Source organism: Streptomyces sp. NPDC048565 (assembly GCF_040650935.1).
GTDB lineage: Bacteria > Actinomycetota > Actinomycetes > Streptomycetales > Streptomycetaceae > Streptomyces.
In genome coordinates, this window is sequence record NZ_JBEZIH010000013.1 from 23,323 (window position 1) to 38,370 (window position 15,048).

Annotated in this window: 15 protein-coding genes; 8 read left to right on the forward strand and 7 right to left on the reverse strand. The window is 71.5% G+C overall.

The annotated features are described in order from the left end of the window. Positions 1 to 163: 163 nt before the first annotated feature. The gene (locus tag AB0C75_RS17365) at positions 164 to 1,015 is read left to right on the forward strand and encodes a helix-turn-helix transcriptional regulator (protein WP_362891579.1); all 852 of its coding nucleotides are present in this window, start codon (positions 164 to 166) and stop codon (positions 1,013 to 1,015) included. Beyond that, positions 1,012 to 1,218: a DUF397 domain-containing protein gene (locus AB0C75_RS17370; RefSeq protein ID WP_362891581.1), complete on the forward strand. Its 207-nt coding sequence runs from the start codon at positions 1,012 to 1,014 to the stop codon at positions 1,216 to 1,218. The genes AB0C75_RS17365 and AB0C75_RS17370 overlap by 4 nt, the downstream gene beginning before the upstream one ends. Positions 1,219 to 1,245: 27 nt before the next feature. Here the strand turns inward: AB0C75_RS17370 and AB0C75_RS17375 are convergent, their stop codons facing one another. Continuing rightward, positions 1,246 to 1,887 carry a histone-like nucleoid-structuring protein Lsr2 gene (locus AB0C75_RS17375; RefSeq protein WP_362891583.1) on the reverse strand — a complete coding sequence of 214 codons (642 nt, stop codon included), beginning with the start codon at positions 1,885 to 1,887 and terminating at the stop codon, positions 1,246 to 1,248. 230 nt (positions 1,888 to 2,117) lie between these two features. Between AB0C75_RS17375 and AB0C75_RS17380 the strand changes: the two genes are divergently transcribed. Next, positions 2,118 to 4,436, forward strand: coding sequence for a sialidase family protein (locus AB0C75_RS17380; RefSeq protein ID WP_362891585.1), 2,319 nt, complete (start codon positions 2,118 to 2,120; stop codon positions 4,434 to 4,436). A gap of 71 nt (positions 4,437 to 4,507) precedes the next feature. On the opposite strand, the gene AB0C75_RS17385 is transcribed toward AB0C75_RS17380, so the two are convergent. From AB0C75_RS17385 to AB0C75_RS17410, 6 genes are all read right to left on the reverse strand, one after another. Beyond that, entirely contained in the window at positions 4,508 to 5,425 is a 918-nt protein-coding gene (locus AB0C75_RS17385) for a DUF4862 family protein (protein ID WP_362891587.1), read from the reverse strand. Then, the gene (locus AB0C75_RS17390; protein ID WP_362891589.1) at positions 5,422 to 6,192 is read right to left on the reverse strand and encodes a GntR family transcriptional regulator; all 771 of its coding nucleotides are present in this window, start codon (positions 6,190 to 6,192) and stop codon (positions 5,422 to 5,424) included. Before AB0C75_RS17390 ends, AB0C75_RS17385 begins: the two co-directional genes overlap by 4 nt. A gap of 79 nt (positions 6,193 to 6,271) precedes the next feature. Next, entirely contained in the window at positions 6,272 to 7,429 is a 1,158-nt protein-coding gene (locus AB0C75_RS17395) for an acetyl-CoA C-acetyltransferase (protein WP_362891591.1), read from the reverse strand. 36 nt (positions 7,430 to 7,465) lie between these two features. After that, positions 7,466 to 8,059: a TetR/AcrR family transcriptional regulator gene (locus AB0C75_RS17400; protein WP_362891593.1), complete on the reverse strand. Its 594-nt coding sequence runs from the start codon at positions 8,057 to 8,059 to the stop codon at positions 7,466 to 7,468. Positions 8,060 to 8,063: 4 nt separating this feature from the next. Then, complete coding sequence (locus AB0C75_RS17405; RefSeq protein WP_362891595.1) at positions 8,064 to 8,849, reverse strand: SDR family oxidoreductase; 786 nt, start codon at positions 8,847 to 8,849, stop codon at positions 8,064 to 8,066. After that, positions 8,846 to 10,024, reverse strand: coding sequence for an acyl-CoA dehydrogenase family protein (locus AB0C75_RS17410; protein ID WP_362891597.1), 1,179 nt, complete (start codon positions 10,022 to 10,024; stop codon positions 8,846 to 8,848). Before AB0C75_RS17410 ends, AB0C75_RS17405 begins: the two co-directional genes overlap by 4 nt. A gap of 46 nt (positions 10,025 to 10,070) precedes the next feature. Between AB0C75_RS17410 and AB0C75_RS17415 the strand changes: the two genes are divergently transcribed. From AB0C75_RS17415 to AB0C75_RS17435, 5 genes are read left to right on the forward strand one after another with little or no spacing between them, the layout of a single operon-like run. Continuing rightward, positions 10,071 to 10,919: an enoyl-CoA hydratase gene (locus tag AB0C75_RS17415; protein ID WP_362891599.1), complete on the forward strand. Its 849-nt coding sequence runs from the start codon at positions 10,071 to 10,073 to the stop codon at positions 10,917 to 10,919. Next, a complete protein-coding gene (locus AB0C75_RS17420) occupies positions 10,919 to 12,094 on the forward strand; it encodes an acyl-CoA dehydrogenase family protein (protein ID WP_362891601.1) in 1,176 nt (391 codons plus the stop codon). Before AB0C75_RS17415 ends, AB0C75_RS17420 begins: the two co-directional genes overlap by 1 nt. Then, positions 12,094 to 13,080, forward strand: coding sequence for an acyl-CoA dehydrogenase family protein (locus AB0C75_RS17425; RefSeq protein ID WP_362891603.1), 987 nt, complete (start codon positions 12,094 to 12,096; stop codon positions 13,078 to 13,080). Before AB0C75_RS17420 ends, AB0C75_RS17425 begins: the two co-directional genes overlap by 1 nt. Positions 13,081 to 13,118: 38 nt before the next feature. Beyond that, entirely contained in the window at positions 13,119 to 14,192 is a 1,074-nt protein-coding gene (locus AB0C75_RS17430) for an acyl-CoA dehydrogenase family protein (protein WP_362891605.1), read from the forward strand. A gap of 34 nt (positions 14,193 to 14,226) precedes the next feature. Next, complete coding sequence (locus tag AB0C75_RS17435; protein ID WP_362891607.1) at positions 14,227 to 15,015, forward strand: SDR family oxidoreductase; 789 nt, start codon at positions 14,227 to 14,229, stop codon at positions 15,013 to 15,015. Positions 15,016 to 15,048: the final 33 nt, after the last annotated feature.

A 15,048-nucleotide genomic window follows, 5' to 3' on the forward strand; every position in this document is an offset into this window, starting at 1 on the left:
CCGTACGAGGCGGGGCAGTACGGGACTCGCCCGACCCACCGAACCGCGGTTGTACGGGTCTTGTACGGGCTCTGTACGCGTAGGCGGCCGTGCCCTGGGTGATGTCACTCCCGTTGATGTATGGAGGGGCGTACGCACCGGTGGCCGAGGGGACGTGAGAGCTGTGCGGGAGACCAGGAAGGACCGCGCGACGAGCGCGAAGGCGGAGGCCGACAACGACCTGCCGGGCGCCTGGGTGGCCTACGGGACACTCCTGCAACATCTGCGCAAGCGGGCCGAGTTGAATCAGCAGGCCCTGGGCGAGGCCATCGGCTACTCGCTGGAGCAGGTCGCCTCGGTCGAGCAGGGCCGTCGCCCGGCGAAGGAAGCGTTCACCGAAGCCGCGGACAGGGTGCTGGACGCGCGGGGAGTACTGGAGGTACTCCAACCCGGCGTGGACCGGGCGAAGCTGCCCCGGTTCTTCCGCAACTTCGCGACCATCGAGGCGGAGGTGCTGAGCCGGTTCTCGTACGATCCGCTGCTGGTACCGGGCCTGTTGCAGACCGAGGCGTACGCGCGCGCGGTGTTCGCGGGCCACTGCCCGCCGTTCAGCGAGGAGATCGTGGACCGGCACACGGAAGCGCGGTTGGGCCGGCAGAAGTTGCTGACACGGGACCCGATGGCAGAGCTGTCGTTCATCATCGGCGAGGAGGCGTTGCGGAACCCCACAGGTGGGGCGGCAGTGATGCGGGAGCAGTGGCAACACCTTTTGGAGGTCGGCACCTTGCGCAATGTGGAGGTGCAGGTGATGCCCGACCGAAGCGGCTTCCACACCGGCCTGGACGGCCCGTACGTCCTGATCGAGACGAAGGAGCTCCGGCGCCTCGGATACATCGAGTCCCAGGAGATCGGCTGCATCGTCAGTGATCCGGCAGACGTCAGCGGCTTCGCGCTGCGATATGGCAAGCTGCGATCGCAGGCCCTCAACGCCCGGGAGTCTGCGCGGCTCATCGAACGGCTGGTGGGAGAGACATGAGCGTGGAGCAGGTAACCGAGAGCGTGGACGAGCTGCGCTGGTTCAAGAGCAGTTACAGCGGATCGGGCGGCGGTGACTGCGTCGAGGTCGCCGTGGGCCGCGGCTCGGTCCACGTACGGGACTCCAAGGCCGCAGGCGACGGCCCGGCCCTGCGCATCGGCCGCGACGGATGGGCGGCGTTCGTCTCGCACGCGGGCGCGTAGCGCGGCGGTTCGGGCAGCCGGTGGACGTCAGCCCTTCGGCTTCCGGTGCTTTTCCCAGGCGTCCCGGACCTCCAGAGGGATCCGCCCCCGGGGCCGCACGTCGTAGCCGCGGGCCCGTGCCCAGGAGCGGATCGACCCCGTGTCGGCGGGGCTCGCGGGAGTGAAGCGGGCGGACTTCTCGCCGAGGTCGTCCGGGAACAGAGGAACCTCGGTGCTGCCGTCGAGGACGGCGGCGAGGAAGGCCGTCAGGGTTCCGTCGTAGGTGAACCAGCCCGGTCCGCGGGCCTCGTTGACCGCGATGCGCCAGCGGTCGGGGTCCCCTGCGGGGTCCGTGATCCAGAAGAGGTTCTCCCCGTTGTCGGTCACGGCGCACGCGAGGAGCGTCTCCGGGGCGTACGGGACGGGGTGCGTCCCCTGTTCGTGGTCCTTGCTCAGCTGCGCACGGAGTCTGCCGGGCATGGGGCCCGTGAGGTCGACGTACTCCGTCGCGCCGTGCGGGTGGTAGACGTGGACGTAGTCGTTGAACGCTCCGGGCCCGTATCGCTCGGCCAGCTGTTTGTAGTCCTGCGGCAGCGGCGTGCCGAGGTTCGCCTCGATGGTCTCCCAGCGAGGTTTCGTGGCGCGGCCCGGAGGCGGGCAGAGCTTGGTGAGAGCGGTCATTCCAGCCATCGGCCCAGTGTGGCGGACGAACGGGAGTGGTCGCACGAAATATGGGGCTATGGAGCCCGAATGAGAGTTTAGGCACGTGGCGGGACCCCGCACAGCTCGTGAACCCGCACTTCATTGACGGACATCTGACGTCTTATGTACGGTCACGCGTGGGCCCGTGGGGGTTCCGGGCGCCGCACGCCGGATCCGGCAGGTTCCGGAGACCGGCGCCGGCCAACCGAGAGGAACGTATGCGCACCGACGCTGCCGCACCCCAGATCCGACTCGACGCCCGTGGTGGCGCGGCCGAACTCGTCGCCGACGCCCGGACCCTCGCCCTCGCGGCGGGCGACGCGACGGGAACGCTCCAGGTCGATGTGGCGACGACGATCGACGGTCCGCTGCTCTCGATCCGGGGTGAGCACGGGTCCATCACGCTCACGGTGACCGAGGGCCGCGTGGACGGATGGATCAGGTGCCAGGGGGAGGTGCGCCACCTGGACGCCGAGGACACCGTCGGGATGGACGACGGACGGGTGCACAGCGTCGCACTCACGGTCGACGCGACCGGTACCCACCTGTTCGTGGACGGCTACGAGGCATTTTCGGCCACCACGACAGCATGGTTCGCCGCCCTCGGGCTGACCTCGATCGAGGTCGACACCCAGCGCATCATGACGCCGTCGCGCCTGACCGTCTGGGACGCGCCCCTCACGGCGAACGCCGTGGTCGCACAGTCCGTCGCCGAGAAGCCACTCGTGGAGTTCGCGGCGGCCGAGCTGTCGCCCCGCGACGCCCGGCGTCTCGGCTCCCTCGGCGAGGGCTCGATCCGCGCGCGCTGCCGCACCCGTGGCCTGGGCCAGGGAGGCGTCATCCTCCAGGGCGGCGGTACGACCGGCACCCTGACCCTCGCCATCGACGACGGAGACCTCACCTTCGCCGTGACCGCCGACGGTGCCGAGGTCGCGGCCATCCGCGCCCCTGGGCACTGGGACGACGGCAACTGGCACGACGTCGTGCTGGTCAGCGGCCACGGCGCCCTCGACCTGTACGTCGACGGCTTCCAGGTGCTGCACGCGGCCGGCACCGCCTTCTTCCAGGACATCGGCCAGGTGGAGCGCGTGGTCGTGGGGGCCGATCTCGCGGGCACCCGTCTGTTCGGTGAGGCCCGGACCGCGGCGATCCATGAGGCGGTGCTCTCCGACCACCAGGTCAAGCGGCTCGCCTCGGTCGAGCCGCTGGAGACCCGGGCCTTGTTCGACACGGGCATGGAGGGCTCGATCAGCTACCGCATTCCGGCGCTGCTGACGCTCGGATCGGGTGTGGTCCTCGCCTGCGCCGACCAGCGTGTCAGCATCGCGAACGACTGTCCCAACGACATCAACCTCGTCGTGCGGCGCAGCCTCGACGGCGGGCGGAGCTGGGAGCCCGTCCGCACCGTCCTCCGTTATCCCGGCAGCGGTCGTCTCGGAACGTCCGTGAGCGACCCCGTGATCGTCCAGGACCGCGAGAGCGGCCGGGTGACCGTGCTGATCGACCAGTTCCCCGGTGGGTACGGGCAGCCCAACGCGGAGGTGGGCACCGGCTACGACGAGCGCGGACGGATGATCCTGACCGACCGGGACGGCGCCGTCCACCTGCGCGAGGCGGACGGCGGTGTCGTCACGGCGGACGGGGAGGAGTCGCCGTACCGGGTCGCGGACGACGGGACGGTCACCCGGGCGGGGAAGGCCGCGGGCAACATCCATCTCGCGGCGGGTGTGGACCCCGATGAATCTCTGCTGAGTGTGCGCACCGCGTACTTCCAGATGATCTGGAGCGACGACGACGGAGCGACCTGGAGCGGCCCGGAAGACGTCACGCCGCAGGTGAAGGAGAGCTGGATGCGGTTCTTCGGGACCTCCCCGGGCAACGGGATCCAGCTGGCGCGCGGCGAGCACCGGGGCCGCGTCCTCATGCCCGTCTACTACAACCACGAGGAGGGCCGGACGTTCTCCTGTGCCGCCGTGCTGAGCGATGACGGGGGCAGGACCTGGCGGCGTGGCTCCTCACCGAACGACGGTCGGGTGCTGGACGGCGTCGAGCTGTCGTCCCGTGACCTTCCGGACGGCCGGGCTTCGCTGTACGAGTCCGTCCTCGTCGAGGGCGCCGACGGCTCGGTGCACCTCTACGCGCGCAACCAGCATCCTTCGGGACGGGTCGCGCACGCGTCGAGCACGGACGGTGGTGAGAGCTGGGGCGAGGTCGGGTTCGAGTCGCAGATTCCCGAGATCTTCTCGCAGCCCAACGCGATCGCTGTGACCCTCGACGACGGGCGCGAGGCGACGGTGTTCGCCAACGCCTCCCAGCTGTTGCCGTTCCGGGGGCGGGGTGTGCTGCGGATGTCCTTCGACGACGGCCGGACATGGCCGCACAACCGGGTGCTCAATCCCCGTCACCATGTCTACCAGTCGATGGCGCAGCTTCCCGACGGACGGCTGGCCGTGCTGTGGGAGCGTGAGTGGCAGGGCCTGTTCCTGACGGTCCTGCCACTCTCGTGGCTCACGGCGTCCCGGAGCACCGACAGCTGAGACCGTCGGCCTCGGAGTCGTACGGTGGCCCCGGCGGACCGGGAGCCGGGGCCACCGGGCGCGAAAGGGCCTTAGGGCAGGAGTCCCATGACGTGGCCCACGGCGGTGAGCCTCTCGTCGACCGTGGCGTCGCCCGGCACCTGGATCTTCGCCCCCGCGTAGGAGTACGCCCCTTCGGCCGCCCGGAGACAGCGGCGCACCTCGTCGGCGTCCATGAGGGAGGCGGGCTCGTCCTCGGTGAGGGGAAGGTGCGCGTCCGCCCACGGACCCCCGTACCTGTTCGCTGTCGGGCCCGCGCCGGAGAACATGACGCCCTCCAACAGGCCCTCGGACACGAGGCGTTCGATCTGGGCGAGCGGCCGGGCCCGGTCCTGCGCCTCGATCGCGGAGCGACCCCAGTTGACGGTGATACCGATCCCCGCGTCACGCGCGAGGGGGATTTCGTCCTCCAGTGACAGGAACCGCTTCTCGCCGGGGACGTCCGGCGCGTACGCGTCGCAGTGCTCCAGGACGAGCCGGGTGGACCAGGCGCCGTCGGCGGGTGCGCTCGCCGCGATCTCGTCGAGAGAAAGAGCGAACATCTCCCCCACGGCGGTCGTCGAAGGCGCGGTGTGGATGTGGATGGCGGAGACCGACTGCTCGCCGGTGAGCTGGTTCAACTCCTCGGCGGCGACGCGGGCTTCGCGGAGGAAGGCGAGCGCCGCCTGGCGGCCGTCGTGGTCGCCCGATGCGAGCCCGAAAGTGCCCGAGGCACCCACCCGCGCCATCGTGCCGGGGATCAGGGTGATCACCGAGCGGGTGAAACGGCCGCGTGTCCGTGCTGCGAGCCACGGTATGTCGTCCCCGAGCCCGTCGCGGAGGAACGGGATCTCAAGGCCGTCGGCGATCCCCCGGCCGGCGAGCTCCTCGTAGAAGCACTCCTGGTCGGCGCGCGGGGAGGGCAGTGCCGCGTACGCGCCCACCAGGGCGGCGGGCCGTGCTGTGGTCATGGTGCCGAGTCTCCGGTGGTCGTGGGGTCCGTCACGCCGAGTGCCTTGCCGATGGGGTCGTAGTGAGACGTGAGCGCCGTGTGGAAGGCGAGGACGTCGCCCGCCTCGGCCGCGTCGAGCATGAGCCCGTGCGCCCGCGCCGTCTGAACCATGTCGGCCGCGACGGAGAGCCCCAGGGTGGGCACCACGACGGTGTGCACCTCCCAGAACGCGCTGACGAGCTGTCCGATCAGGGCGTTGTCCAGCCGTGCCAGCAGTCCGGTGTGGAACGCGCGGTCCTGCTGGGGGAAGGTGTGCCCTTCCCCGGCCACGGCGACCATCTCGTCCACCAGCGCGTGCAGGTCCGGGTTGGAGGTGCCCGCCAGACTCGCCACGATGCGGTCGGCCATGCCGTGGTCGAGTGCCTGGCGGATCTCGACCACGTCACGCAGTGCGCGCAGGTCGTCGCCCGGGCTCAGCACACCGCGGAAGACGAGCATCTCGACCAGGGCGTCGAGCGACATGGCGCCCACATACGTGCCGTGGCCGTGGCGGACGTCGACGATGCCGAGCGTCGACAGCGTACGAACCGCTTCCCGCACACTGGAGCGGGAGACGTTGAGACGCTCGCAGAGCTCGGCCTCCGTGGGCAGCAGGTCACCGGGGCGCAGGCCCTCGACCAGGATGAAGTCCTTGATCTGGCCGGTGGTGGTAGCCCGCCGCGAGGCGCTCGCCCCCCGCGGCGCCTCGGGCGCGAGCTCCCTGAAGCTCCGCTGTGCTGCGGCCATCGTTCCCCCTCGGTTCGCCGTCCTGAGGGGGATCCTACCTAAGATCAGACGTCAGATGTTCTGATCGGCGCCACCACGGTCAGAGGCGCTCGATGATGGTGACGTTGGCCTGGCCGCCGCCCTCGCACATCGTCTGGAGGCCGTAACGGCCGCCGGTGCGCTCCAGCTCGTGCAGCAGGGTCGTCATCAGCTTGGTGCCGGTGGCGCCCAGCGGGTGGCCGAGCGCGATGGCGCCTCCGTTGACGTTGACCTTGGCCGGGTCGGCGCCGGTCTCCTTCAGCCAGGCCAGCACGACCGGTGCGAACGCCTCGTTGATCTCGACCAGGTCGATGTCGTCGATGGACATCCCGGCCTTCTTCAGCGCGTGGGCGGTCGCCGGGATGGGCGCCGACAGCATGCGGATCGGGTCCTCACCGCGCACCGAGAGGTGGTGGATACGGGCCCTGGGCGTGAGGTTGTGTTCGGCGACCGCGCGCTCGGATGCGATGAGCAGCGCGGAGGCGCCGTCGGAGACCTGAGAGGAGACGCCCGCGGTCAGCCTGCCGCCCTCGACGACGGGCTTGAGGCCGGCCATCTTCTCCAGGGAGGTGTCGGGGCGCGGGCCCTCGTCCACGGTGACGTCCCCGTAGGCGACGGTCTCGCGGGCGAAGCGGCCCTCGCCGATCGCGTGCAGGGCCCGCTGGTGCGAGCGCAGGGCGAACTCCTCCATGTCCCGCCGGCTGATGTCCCACTTCTGTGCGATGAGTTCCGCGCCGTGGAACTGGTTGACGGGCGCGTCGCCGTAGCGGGCGCGCCATCCCTCGGAGCCGGCGTACGGGCCGTCGGTGAGCCCGAGGGGTTCGGCGGCCTGACGGCTGGCGAAGGCGATCGGGATCATCGACATGTTCTGGGTGCCGCCGGCGACGACGAGGTCCTGGGTGCCTGACATGACTCCCTGGGCGGCGAAGTGGACGGCCTGCTGGGAGGAGCCGCACTGCCGGTCGACGGTCGTGCCGGGCACCTCCTCGGGGAGGCCCGCGGCGAGCCACGCGGTGCGGGCGATGTCCCCGGCCTGCGGGCCGACGGTGTCGAGGCAGCCGAAGACGACGTCGTCGACGGCGGCGGGGTCGATCCCGGTGCGCTCGACCAGCGCCTTGATGACGTGTGCCCCGAGGTCGGCGGGGTGGACGGCGGAGAGTCCGCCCTTGCGCCGGCCGACCGGGGTGCGGACCGCTTCGACTATGTAGGCCTCGGCCATGACTGCTCCTTGGTGAGAGGGTGCGATCGGAGGGGGTCAGGTCCTCGGGGTGATGCCTTCGAGAACCATGGACAGGTACTGGCGGGCGATCTCCTCCGGGCTGTGGGTACCGCCGGGGCGGTACCAGGAGGCGGCCACCCAGACGGTGTCGCGGACGAACCGGTAGACGAGACGGACGTCGAGGTCGCTGCGGAAGACCTGCTCGGCGACGCCGCGTTCCAGGGTGCGCAGCCAGGCGTTCTCGAACTTCGCCTGGGAGTCGGCGAGGTAGCCGAAGCGCGGCTGGACGGAGAGGTGCTTGGACTCCTTCTGGTAGATCGCGACCGCGGGACCGTGCCGGTCGATCTGCCGGAAGGACTCGGTGACGAGCGCCTCGATGGTCTCCCGGGGGTCGTACCCGGCCGCGAGTACGGTGTCGTACCCCGCCCACAGCTCGTCCAGGAAGGCCGAGAGGATCTCGTCCAGCATCGACTCCTTGGAGTCGAAGTGGTAGTAGAGGCTGCCCGCGAGCAGCCCGGCGGCGTCCGCGATACGGCGGACGGTGGTGGCGTTGTAGCCCTGGTCGGCGAAGACTCCGGCGGCGGTGGCCAGGAGTTCGGCGCGTCGTTCGGCGTTGGCGTTTCCGGTCATGTGCTCATGCTCTCTGGCTGCTGACGGAGACGGTCTCCCCGGTCATGTACGAGGAGTATCCGCTGGCCAGGAAGACGATGACATTGGCGATCTCCCAGGGTTCGGCGTAGCGGCCGAACGCCTCGCGTTCGGTGAGGTCGGCCAGCAGTTCGGGGGTGGTGACCTTCACCAGGTGCGGATGCATGGCGAGGCTGGGGGCGACGGCGTTGACGCGTACGCCGAAGTCGGCGGCCTCCAGGGCGGCGCACCGGGTCAGGGCCATGACGCCGGCCTTCGCGGCGGCGTAGTGGGCCTGGCCGCGCTGGGCGCGCCAGCCGATGACGGAGGCGTTGTTGACGACGACGCCTCCGGTGTTCTGCTCCTGGAGGCGGCGCATGGCGGCGCGAGTGCAGCGGAAGGTGCCGTTCAGGGTGACGTCGATGACCTTCGACCAGGCCTCGTCGGTCATGTCGACGAGGTCGGCGGTGCCGCCGAGGCCGGCGTTGTTGACGACGACGTCGAGGCCGGCGTGGCGTTCCGCGGCGAGCGCGAACAGGGCCTCGACCTGTTGTTGGTCGGTGACGTCACAGGGCAGCGCGGCGACGTTGTCCGCGCCGAACTCGTCGGCGAGGGCGGCGGCGCTCTCCTTCAAGCGGCGTTCATGGGCGTCGCCGATGACGATCCGGGCACCCTCCTCCAGGAATTTCCGGGCGGTCGCTCCGCCGATCCCGGCGCCTGCCGCGGCGGTGATCACCGCGGTGCGTCCGTCCAGCAGGGAATGCCCGGGCACATAGGACGGCTGTCGGTTCACGGGCGGACCTCCTTGGGCAGGCCGAGGACGCGCTCGGCGATGATGTTGCGCTGGATCTCGTTGGATCCGGCGTAGATGGTGTCGGAGCGGGAGAAGAGGAACAGCCGCTGCCAGTCGTCGAGGTCGTACGGCTCCCCCGGCTCCCCCGCGGCGACCGTGCCGCCGGCGCCCAGGACGCTCATGGCCAGCTCGCCGAGTTCCCGGTGCCAGGTGGCCCAGAAGATCTTCCCGATGGACGCCTCGGGCCCTGGTGCGCCGGCCGCCACCCCGTCGAGCATGCGCAGGGCGTTGCACCGGATGGTCTCGAGTCCCGTCCAGGCCCTGGCCAGGCGGTCGCGGATCAGCGGGTCGTCCGCCGCGCCGTTGCGCCGTGCCAGGCCGATGAGGGCTTCCAGTTCGCGCCGGAAGCCGACCTGCTGGCCGAGGGTGGAGACGCCGCGCTCGAAGCCGAGGGTGGCCATGGCGATCCGCCAGCCGTCGCCGGGGGCTCCGACGATGTGTTCGGCCTCGGTGCGGGCGCCGTCGAAGAAGACCTCGTTGAATTCGCAGGTGCCGGTCAGTTGCTGGATCGGCCGGATCTCCACGCCGGGCTGGTCGAGCGGGACCAGCAGGTAGGAGAGCCCGGCGTGTCGGGTGGAGCCCGCCTCCGTGCGGGCGACGACGAAGCACCACTGGGCGTCATGGGCGAGTGAGGTCCAGGTCTTCTGCCCGGTGATCACCCAGTCTCCCCCGTCGTCCCGCTCGGCCCTGGTGCGTACGTTCGCCAGGTCGGAGCCCGCGTCGGGCTCGCTGTAGCCCTGGCACCAGAGCTCCTCGGCCGCGACGATCGGCGGCAGGAACCTGGCCCGCTGTCCGGGTGTGCCGAAGGCCACCAGGGTCGGGCCGAGCAGCTGCTCCCCGATGTGGTTGACGCGGGCCGGCGCGTCGGCCAGGGCGTACTCCTCGTGGAAGGCGACCTGCTGCTCGATGGTCGCGCCCCGGCCCCCGTGCTCCTCGGGCCAGCCCACACAGGTCCAGCCTTCGGCTGCCATATGGCGTTCCCAGGCGAGCCGTTCGGCGAAGGCCTCGTGCTCGCGTCCGGGGCCGCCACGGCCTCTCAGGTCCGCGAAGGCACCGGTGAGGTTCGCCGCCAGCCAGCCACGGATCTCGGTGCGGAACTCCTCGACGCTGCTCATGGGGGTACGTTAATCTACCAAACACTTGTTAGGGAAGGAGGGCACCATGTCCGATGCCCACGACGAACCGGTCCGCTACGAGAAGCAGGGCCCGGTGGCGACGGTGACGATGAACCGGCCCGACTACCGCAACGCGCAGAACTCCGCGATGACCTACGCCCTGGACCGGGCGTTCTACCGCGCGGCCGACGACAGTGAGGTGAAGACCGTCGTCCTGGCCGGGGCGGGCAAGCACTTCTCCGCCGGCCATGACATCGGCACACCGGAGCGGGACTCCCATCTGCCGTTCGAGCGCAGGGCGGGGCTCTGGTGGGACCACTCGGACAAGGAGGGCGCGGAGAGCCGCTTCGCCCGTGAGTCCGAGGTGTATCTGGGGATGTGCCGCCGGTGGCGGGAACTGCCCAAGCCGGTCGTCGCCTCCGTGCAGGGCGCGTGTGTGGCGGGCGGTCTGATGCTGGCCTGGGTGTGCGACCTGATCGTGGCATCGGATGACGCCTTCTTCGCCGATCCCGTGGTCCGGATGGGCATACCCGGCGTCGAGTACTTCGCCCACCCGTGGGTGATGCCGCCGCGGATCGCCAAGGAGTTCCTCTACACGGGTGACCGCATGAGCGCCGCCAGGGCGTACGAGGTCGGCATGGTCAACCGGGTCGTGCCGCGTGAGGAGCTGGCCGACCGCACCCGTGAACTGGCCCTGCGCATCGCCGAGATGCCGCGCCTGGGCCTCGCCCTGACCAAGCGTGCCGTCAACCAGGCCGAGGACCTCCAGGGTCTGCACACCGGCCTGGACTCGGTGTTCGGCCTGCACCACCTGGCGCACGCCCACAACGCCGAGACCGCACCGGACGCGCTCGGCGGCATGGACATCCGGGCGATGAAGAAGGCGGGCGGCTGATGGACATCGAATTCGACGCGGCCGACGAGGAGTTCCGCACCGAGGTACACGCTTGGCTGGCCGCTCACGTCCCGGCCTCTCCCCTGCCGTCCCTGGAGACCGCCGAGGGCTTCGCCGCCCACCGGGAGTGGGAGGCCACACTGGCCGCCGACCGCCTCTCGGCGGTCTCCTGGCCCGAGGAGTACGGCGGGCGCGGGAGCTCCCTGCTGCGCTGGCTGGTCTTCGAGGAGGAGTACTACGCCGCCGGGGCTCCCGGCCGGGTCAGCCAGAACGGCGTCAACCTGCTGGCCCCCACCCTCTTCGAGCACGGGACCCCCGGGCAGCGGGCCCGGATCCTGCCCGCGATGGCACGCGGCGAGGTCATCTGGGCGCAGGCCTGGTCCGAGCCCGAGGCAGGATCCGACCTGGCCTCGCTGCGTTCGACGGCCGCGCGGACCGAGGGCGGCTGGCTGCTGAGCGGCCAGAAGACCTGGTCCTCCAGGGCCGCCTTCGCCGACCGGGCCTTCGGGCTCTTCCGCAGCGACCCGGACGCGGACCGGCCGCACCGGGGGCTGACCTATCTGATGTTCCCGCTGGACGCCGAGGGGGTCACGGTGCGACCCATCGGGCGGCTCGACGGGAAGCCCGCCTTCGCCGAAATCTTCCTGGACGAGGTGTTCGTCCCTGACGAGGACGTCATCGGCGAACCGGGGCAGGGCTGGCGGGTCGCGATGAGCACCACGGGCAACGAGCGCGGACTCACCCTGCGCAGCCCGGGCCGCTTCACGGCCGCCGCCGACCGGCTGACCGCCCTGTGGCGCGAACACGGCGACCCGGCGGACACGGCCCTGCGCGACCGGGTCGCCGACGCGGTGATCGGGGCCCGCGCCTACCGGCTGTTCTCCTACGCGGGCGCCTCACACGTGCTGCACGACGAGGGCGGACCCGCGGGGGCCGCGTCCAGCCTCAACAAGATCTACTGGTCCGAGCTGGACATCGCCCTGCACGAGACGGCGCTCGATCTCCTCGGCCCGCACGCCGAACTCGCCGACCACGCACCCGAATCGCCCGCCCACGGGAGCTGGGCCGATGGCTACACCTTCGCCCTGGCAGGCCCCGTCTACGCGGGCACCAACGAGATCCAGCGCGACATCATCGCCGAGCGGCTGCTCGGCCTTCCGAAGGGACGCCGGTGATGCGCTTCTTCCTGGACACCGAGCAGCGGGACTTCGCCCGTTCGCTCGACGGTCTGCTCACCTCGTGCGACGTCCCGGCCGCGGTACGGGCCTGGGCGCGCGGCGACCATGGACCGGGGCAGGCGGTCTGGAAACGGCTGGCCGGGGCCGGGGTGTTCGCGCTCGCCGTGCCGCAGCGGCACGATGGATCCGGCGTACTTCCCGTCGAACTTGCCGTGTCCTTCAAGGAGTTGGGCCGTCACGCGGTGCCCGGCCCGCTGGTCGAGACGGTGGCAGCGGCGGCGCTTGTCGACCGGCTCGGCGATGACGAGGTGGCCGCAGCCCGGCTGCCGGGAATCGCCTCGGGCACGACCGTCACCACTCTCTGTCTCACCTCCCTCAGCCCGTACGCCCTGGACGCCGACGCCGCCGATCCGGTGTTCGTGGTGGACGGCGACACCCTGTCCGTGGCCGCGGCCCAGGGGCCCGTACAACCGTCGGCCGATCCGGGGCGGCGGCTGTCGCGGCCATCCGGCGGGACGGTCCTGGCCCGGGGTCCTGCCGTGACCGCGGCCGCCGCGTACGCCGCCGATGTGGCGGCGCTGGTCACCGCGGCGCAGGCGCTGGGGGTCGGCCGGGCGCTGCTGGACCGTACCGTCGAATACGTCACCGGGCGCACCCAGTTCGGGGTCCCCATCGGCTCCTTCCAGGCGGTCAAGCACCGGCTTGCGGACACCCTGGTGGCCCTGGAGTTCGCCGAACCGCTGGTGCGAGGCGCGGCGCTGGCGCTCGCCGTCGGTGACGAAGGAGCGGGCCGCGACATCGCCGCGGCCAAGGTCGCGGCTGGTGAGGCCGCCTACGGGGCGGCGCGTACGGCTCTCCAGCTGCACGGGGCCGTGGGCTACACGGACGAGCTCGACCTGTCCCTGTGGATCCGCAAGGCCCGCCCGTTGCGGGAGGCCTGGGGCACCCCTGCGGCCTGCCGGGCCCGCGTACTGACCGTCTGACATCCACCCGAGTCCGCACAGCGAGGGGAGCAGCCCGGATGAGGCTGACCGAGGAGCAGGAAGAGTTGCGGTCGGCCGTACGGTCGCTGCTGACACATCATCAGGGTGAGGCAGCCTGGGGGCCGTTGGCCACACAGATGGGCGCGGCCGCACTCGCCGTTCCGGAGGAGTACGGCGGGGTGGGCGGCGGCGCCCGGGACGTCCATGTGCTGATGGAGGAGCTGGGGCGGAGCCTGAGCCCGCTGCCGTGTCTGGGCTCGGCGGTCCTCACGGCCGGGGCGCTGCTCGCCTCAGGCGACAAGGAGGCCTGCGGGCGGCTGCTCCCGGGGCTCGCCGACGGCACATCCGTGGGCACGCTGGCCTGGGCCGAGGAGGGTTCCTGGGAGCCGGCCGCCCTCCGCACCGAGGCGGTACGCGGCGCGGAGGGCGGCTGGCTGCTCACCGGGGCCAAGGAGCATGTGCTGGACTGGCCGGGCATCGGCGTGCTGCTCGTCGCCGCCCGTACGGCCGCCGGTGTCACGCTCTTCGAGGTGGACCCGGGCGCCGCCGGGGTACGCCGGACACCCCTGCCCACCATGGACGGGACCAGGGGCCAGGCCCGTTGGGTCCTGGACGGTGCCGCCGGGCGCCTGCTGGGCGCGGACGGCGACGGCGCGCGGGTCCTGGAGCACGTGAGGGACCTGGCGTGCGCGGCGCTCGCGGCCGAGCAGGTGGGCGCCGCCGCCCGGTGTCTGGAGCTCACCGTCGCATACGCCAGGGACCGGGTGCAGTTCGGCCGGCCCATCGGCTCCTTCCAGGCCGTCAAGCACCGCCTGGCGGACGCCTACGTACTGGTGGAGTCGGCGCGCTCGGCGGCCCTCGGTGCCGCGTTCGCCGCGGACGAGGATCCGGGCGCGCTGCCGAGGGCCGCCGCCGTCGCGAAGTCCGTCTGCTCCGAGGCGTTCTCGGCGGTGGCCGGCGAGATGATCCAGCTGCACGGCGGCATCGGGATCACCTGGGAGCACGACGCGCACCGCTACTTCAAGCGGGCGCACGGGTCCGGCGAGCTGTTCGGCGCGCCCGCGCACCACCGGGCGCGGCTCGCAGCCGGGCTCGGACTGACCACCCACTGAGTACATCCCGGCAGACAGAGAAGGGGCGCAACGCATGGACATCGGCAACCCGTTGGACTTCACCTCACGCGTGGTGCTGGTCACCGGCGGCACCAAGGGAATCGGTGCCGCCATCGCCGGGGCGTTTCTCGGTGCCGGGGCGGACGTGGTGATCTGCGGCCGCAACACCCCGGACACCCTGCCCGCGGCCGGGGGCCGGGAGGCGGTCTTCGTCCCGGCCGATGTGCGCGATCCGGCGGCGGCGTCCTCGCTGGTGGACGCCGCGGTGGAACGCTTCGGCCGGCTCGACGTACTCGTCAACAACGCGGGCGGCTCGCCGGACGCCGACGCGGCGACCGTCTCGCCCCGCTTCGTCGAGAAGATCGTCGCACTCAACCTCCTCGCGCCGTTCTACGTGGCGCAGGCGGCCCACCGCGTCATGCGGGCCCAGGACGGTGGTGGGTCGGTCATCAACATCGGCAGTGTCTCCGGCCAGGACCCGCAGCCGGGCACCGCGGCCTACACGGCCGCCAAGGCCGGACTGCTGGCCCTCACCAAGGCGCTGGCCCTGGAGTGGGCGCCGGCGGTCCGGGTCAACCACATCACCACGGGGCTGATCCGCACCGAGAGCGCGGCGTCGGTCTACGGCCCGGACGGCGGTGCGGCGGTGGCGGGCGTCATCCCGATGGCGCGCATGGCGGTCCCCGGCGATGTCGCCCGCGCCTGCCTGTTCCTCGCGGGCGGTCTGTCCGGATACGTCAACGGGGCGGATCTGGCGGTGCACGGGGGCGGGGAGTTCCCCGCGCGCTATCTGGCGGCGAAGGCGCCCACCGGGCCGGGGTGAGCACCGCGGGGACCGGCTCCCGGTGACCGGGAA

Bases quoted from the DNA above. Each gene is read 5' to 3' on its own strand.
- AB0C75_RS17370 (WP_362891581.1), top strand. From the start codon at position 1,012: ATGAGCGTGGAGCAGGTAACCGAGAGCGTGGACGAGCTGCGCTGGTTC.
- AB0C75_RS17375 (WP_362891583.1), bottom strand. From the start codon at position 1,887: ATGGCTGGAATGACCGCTCTCACCAAGCTCTGCCCGCCTCCGGGCCGC.
- AB0C75_RS17380 (WP_362891585.1), top strand. From the start codon at position 2,118: ATGCGCACCGACGCTGCCGCACCCCAGATCCGACTCGACGCCCGTGGT.
- AB0C75_RS17385 (WP_362891587.1), bottom strand. From the start codon at position 5,425: ATGACCACAGCACGGCCCGCCGCCCTGGTGGGCGCGTACGCGGCACTG.
- AB0C75_RS17390 (WP_362891589.1), bottom strand. From the start codon at position 6,192: ATGGCCGCAGCACAGCGGAGCTTCAGGGAGCTCGCGCCCGAGGCGCCG.
- AB0C75_RS17395 (WP_362891591.1), bottom strand. From the start codon at position 7,429: ATGGCCGAGGCCTACATAGTCGAAGCGGTCCGCACCCCGGTCGGCCGG.
- AB0C75_RS17400 (WP_362891593.1), bottom strand. From the start codon at position 8,059: ATGACCGGAAACGCCAACGCCGAACGACGCGCCGAACTCCTGGCCACC.
- AB0C75_RS17410 (WP_362891597.1), bottom strand. From the start codon at position 10,024: ATGAGCAGCGTCGAGGAGTTCCGCACCGAGATCCGTGGCTGGCTGGCG.
- AB0C75_RS17415 (WP_362891599.1), top strand. From the start codon at position 10,071: ATGTCCGATGCCCACGACGAACCGGTCCGCTACGAGAAGCAGGGCCCG.
- AB0C75_RS17420 (WP_362891601.1), top strand. From the start codon at position 10,919: ATGGACATCGAATTCGACGCGGCCGACGAGGAGTTCCGCACCGAGGTA.
- AB0C75_RS17425 (WP_362891603.1), top strand. From the start codon at position 12,094: ATGCGCTTCTTCCTGGACACCGAGCAGCGGGACTTCGCCCGTTCGCTC.
- AB0C75_RS17430 (WP_362891605.1), top strand. From the start codon at position 13,119: ATGAGGCTGACCGAGGAGCAGGAAGAGTTGCGGTCGGCCGTACGGTCG.
- AB0C75_RS17435 (WP_362891607.1), top strand. From the start codon at position 14,227: ATGGACATCGGCAACCCGTTGGACTTCACCTCACGCGTGGTGCTGGTC.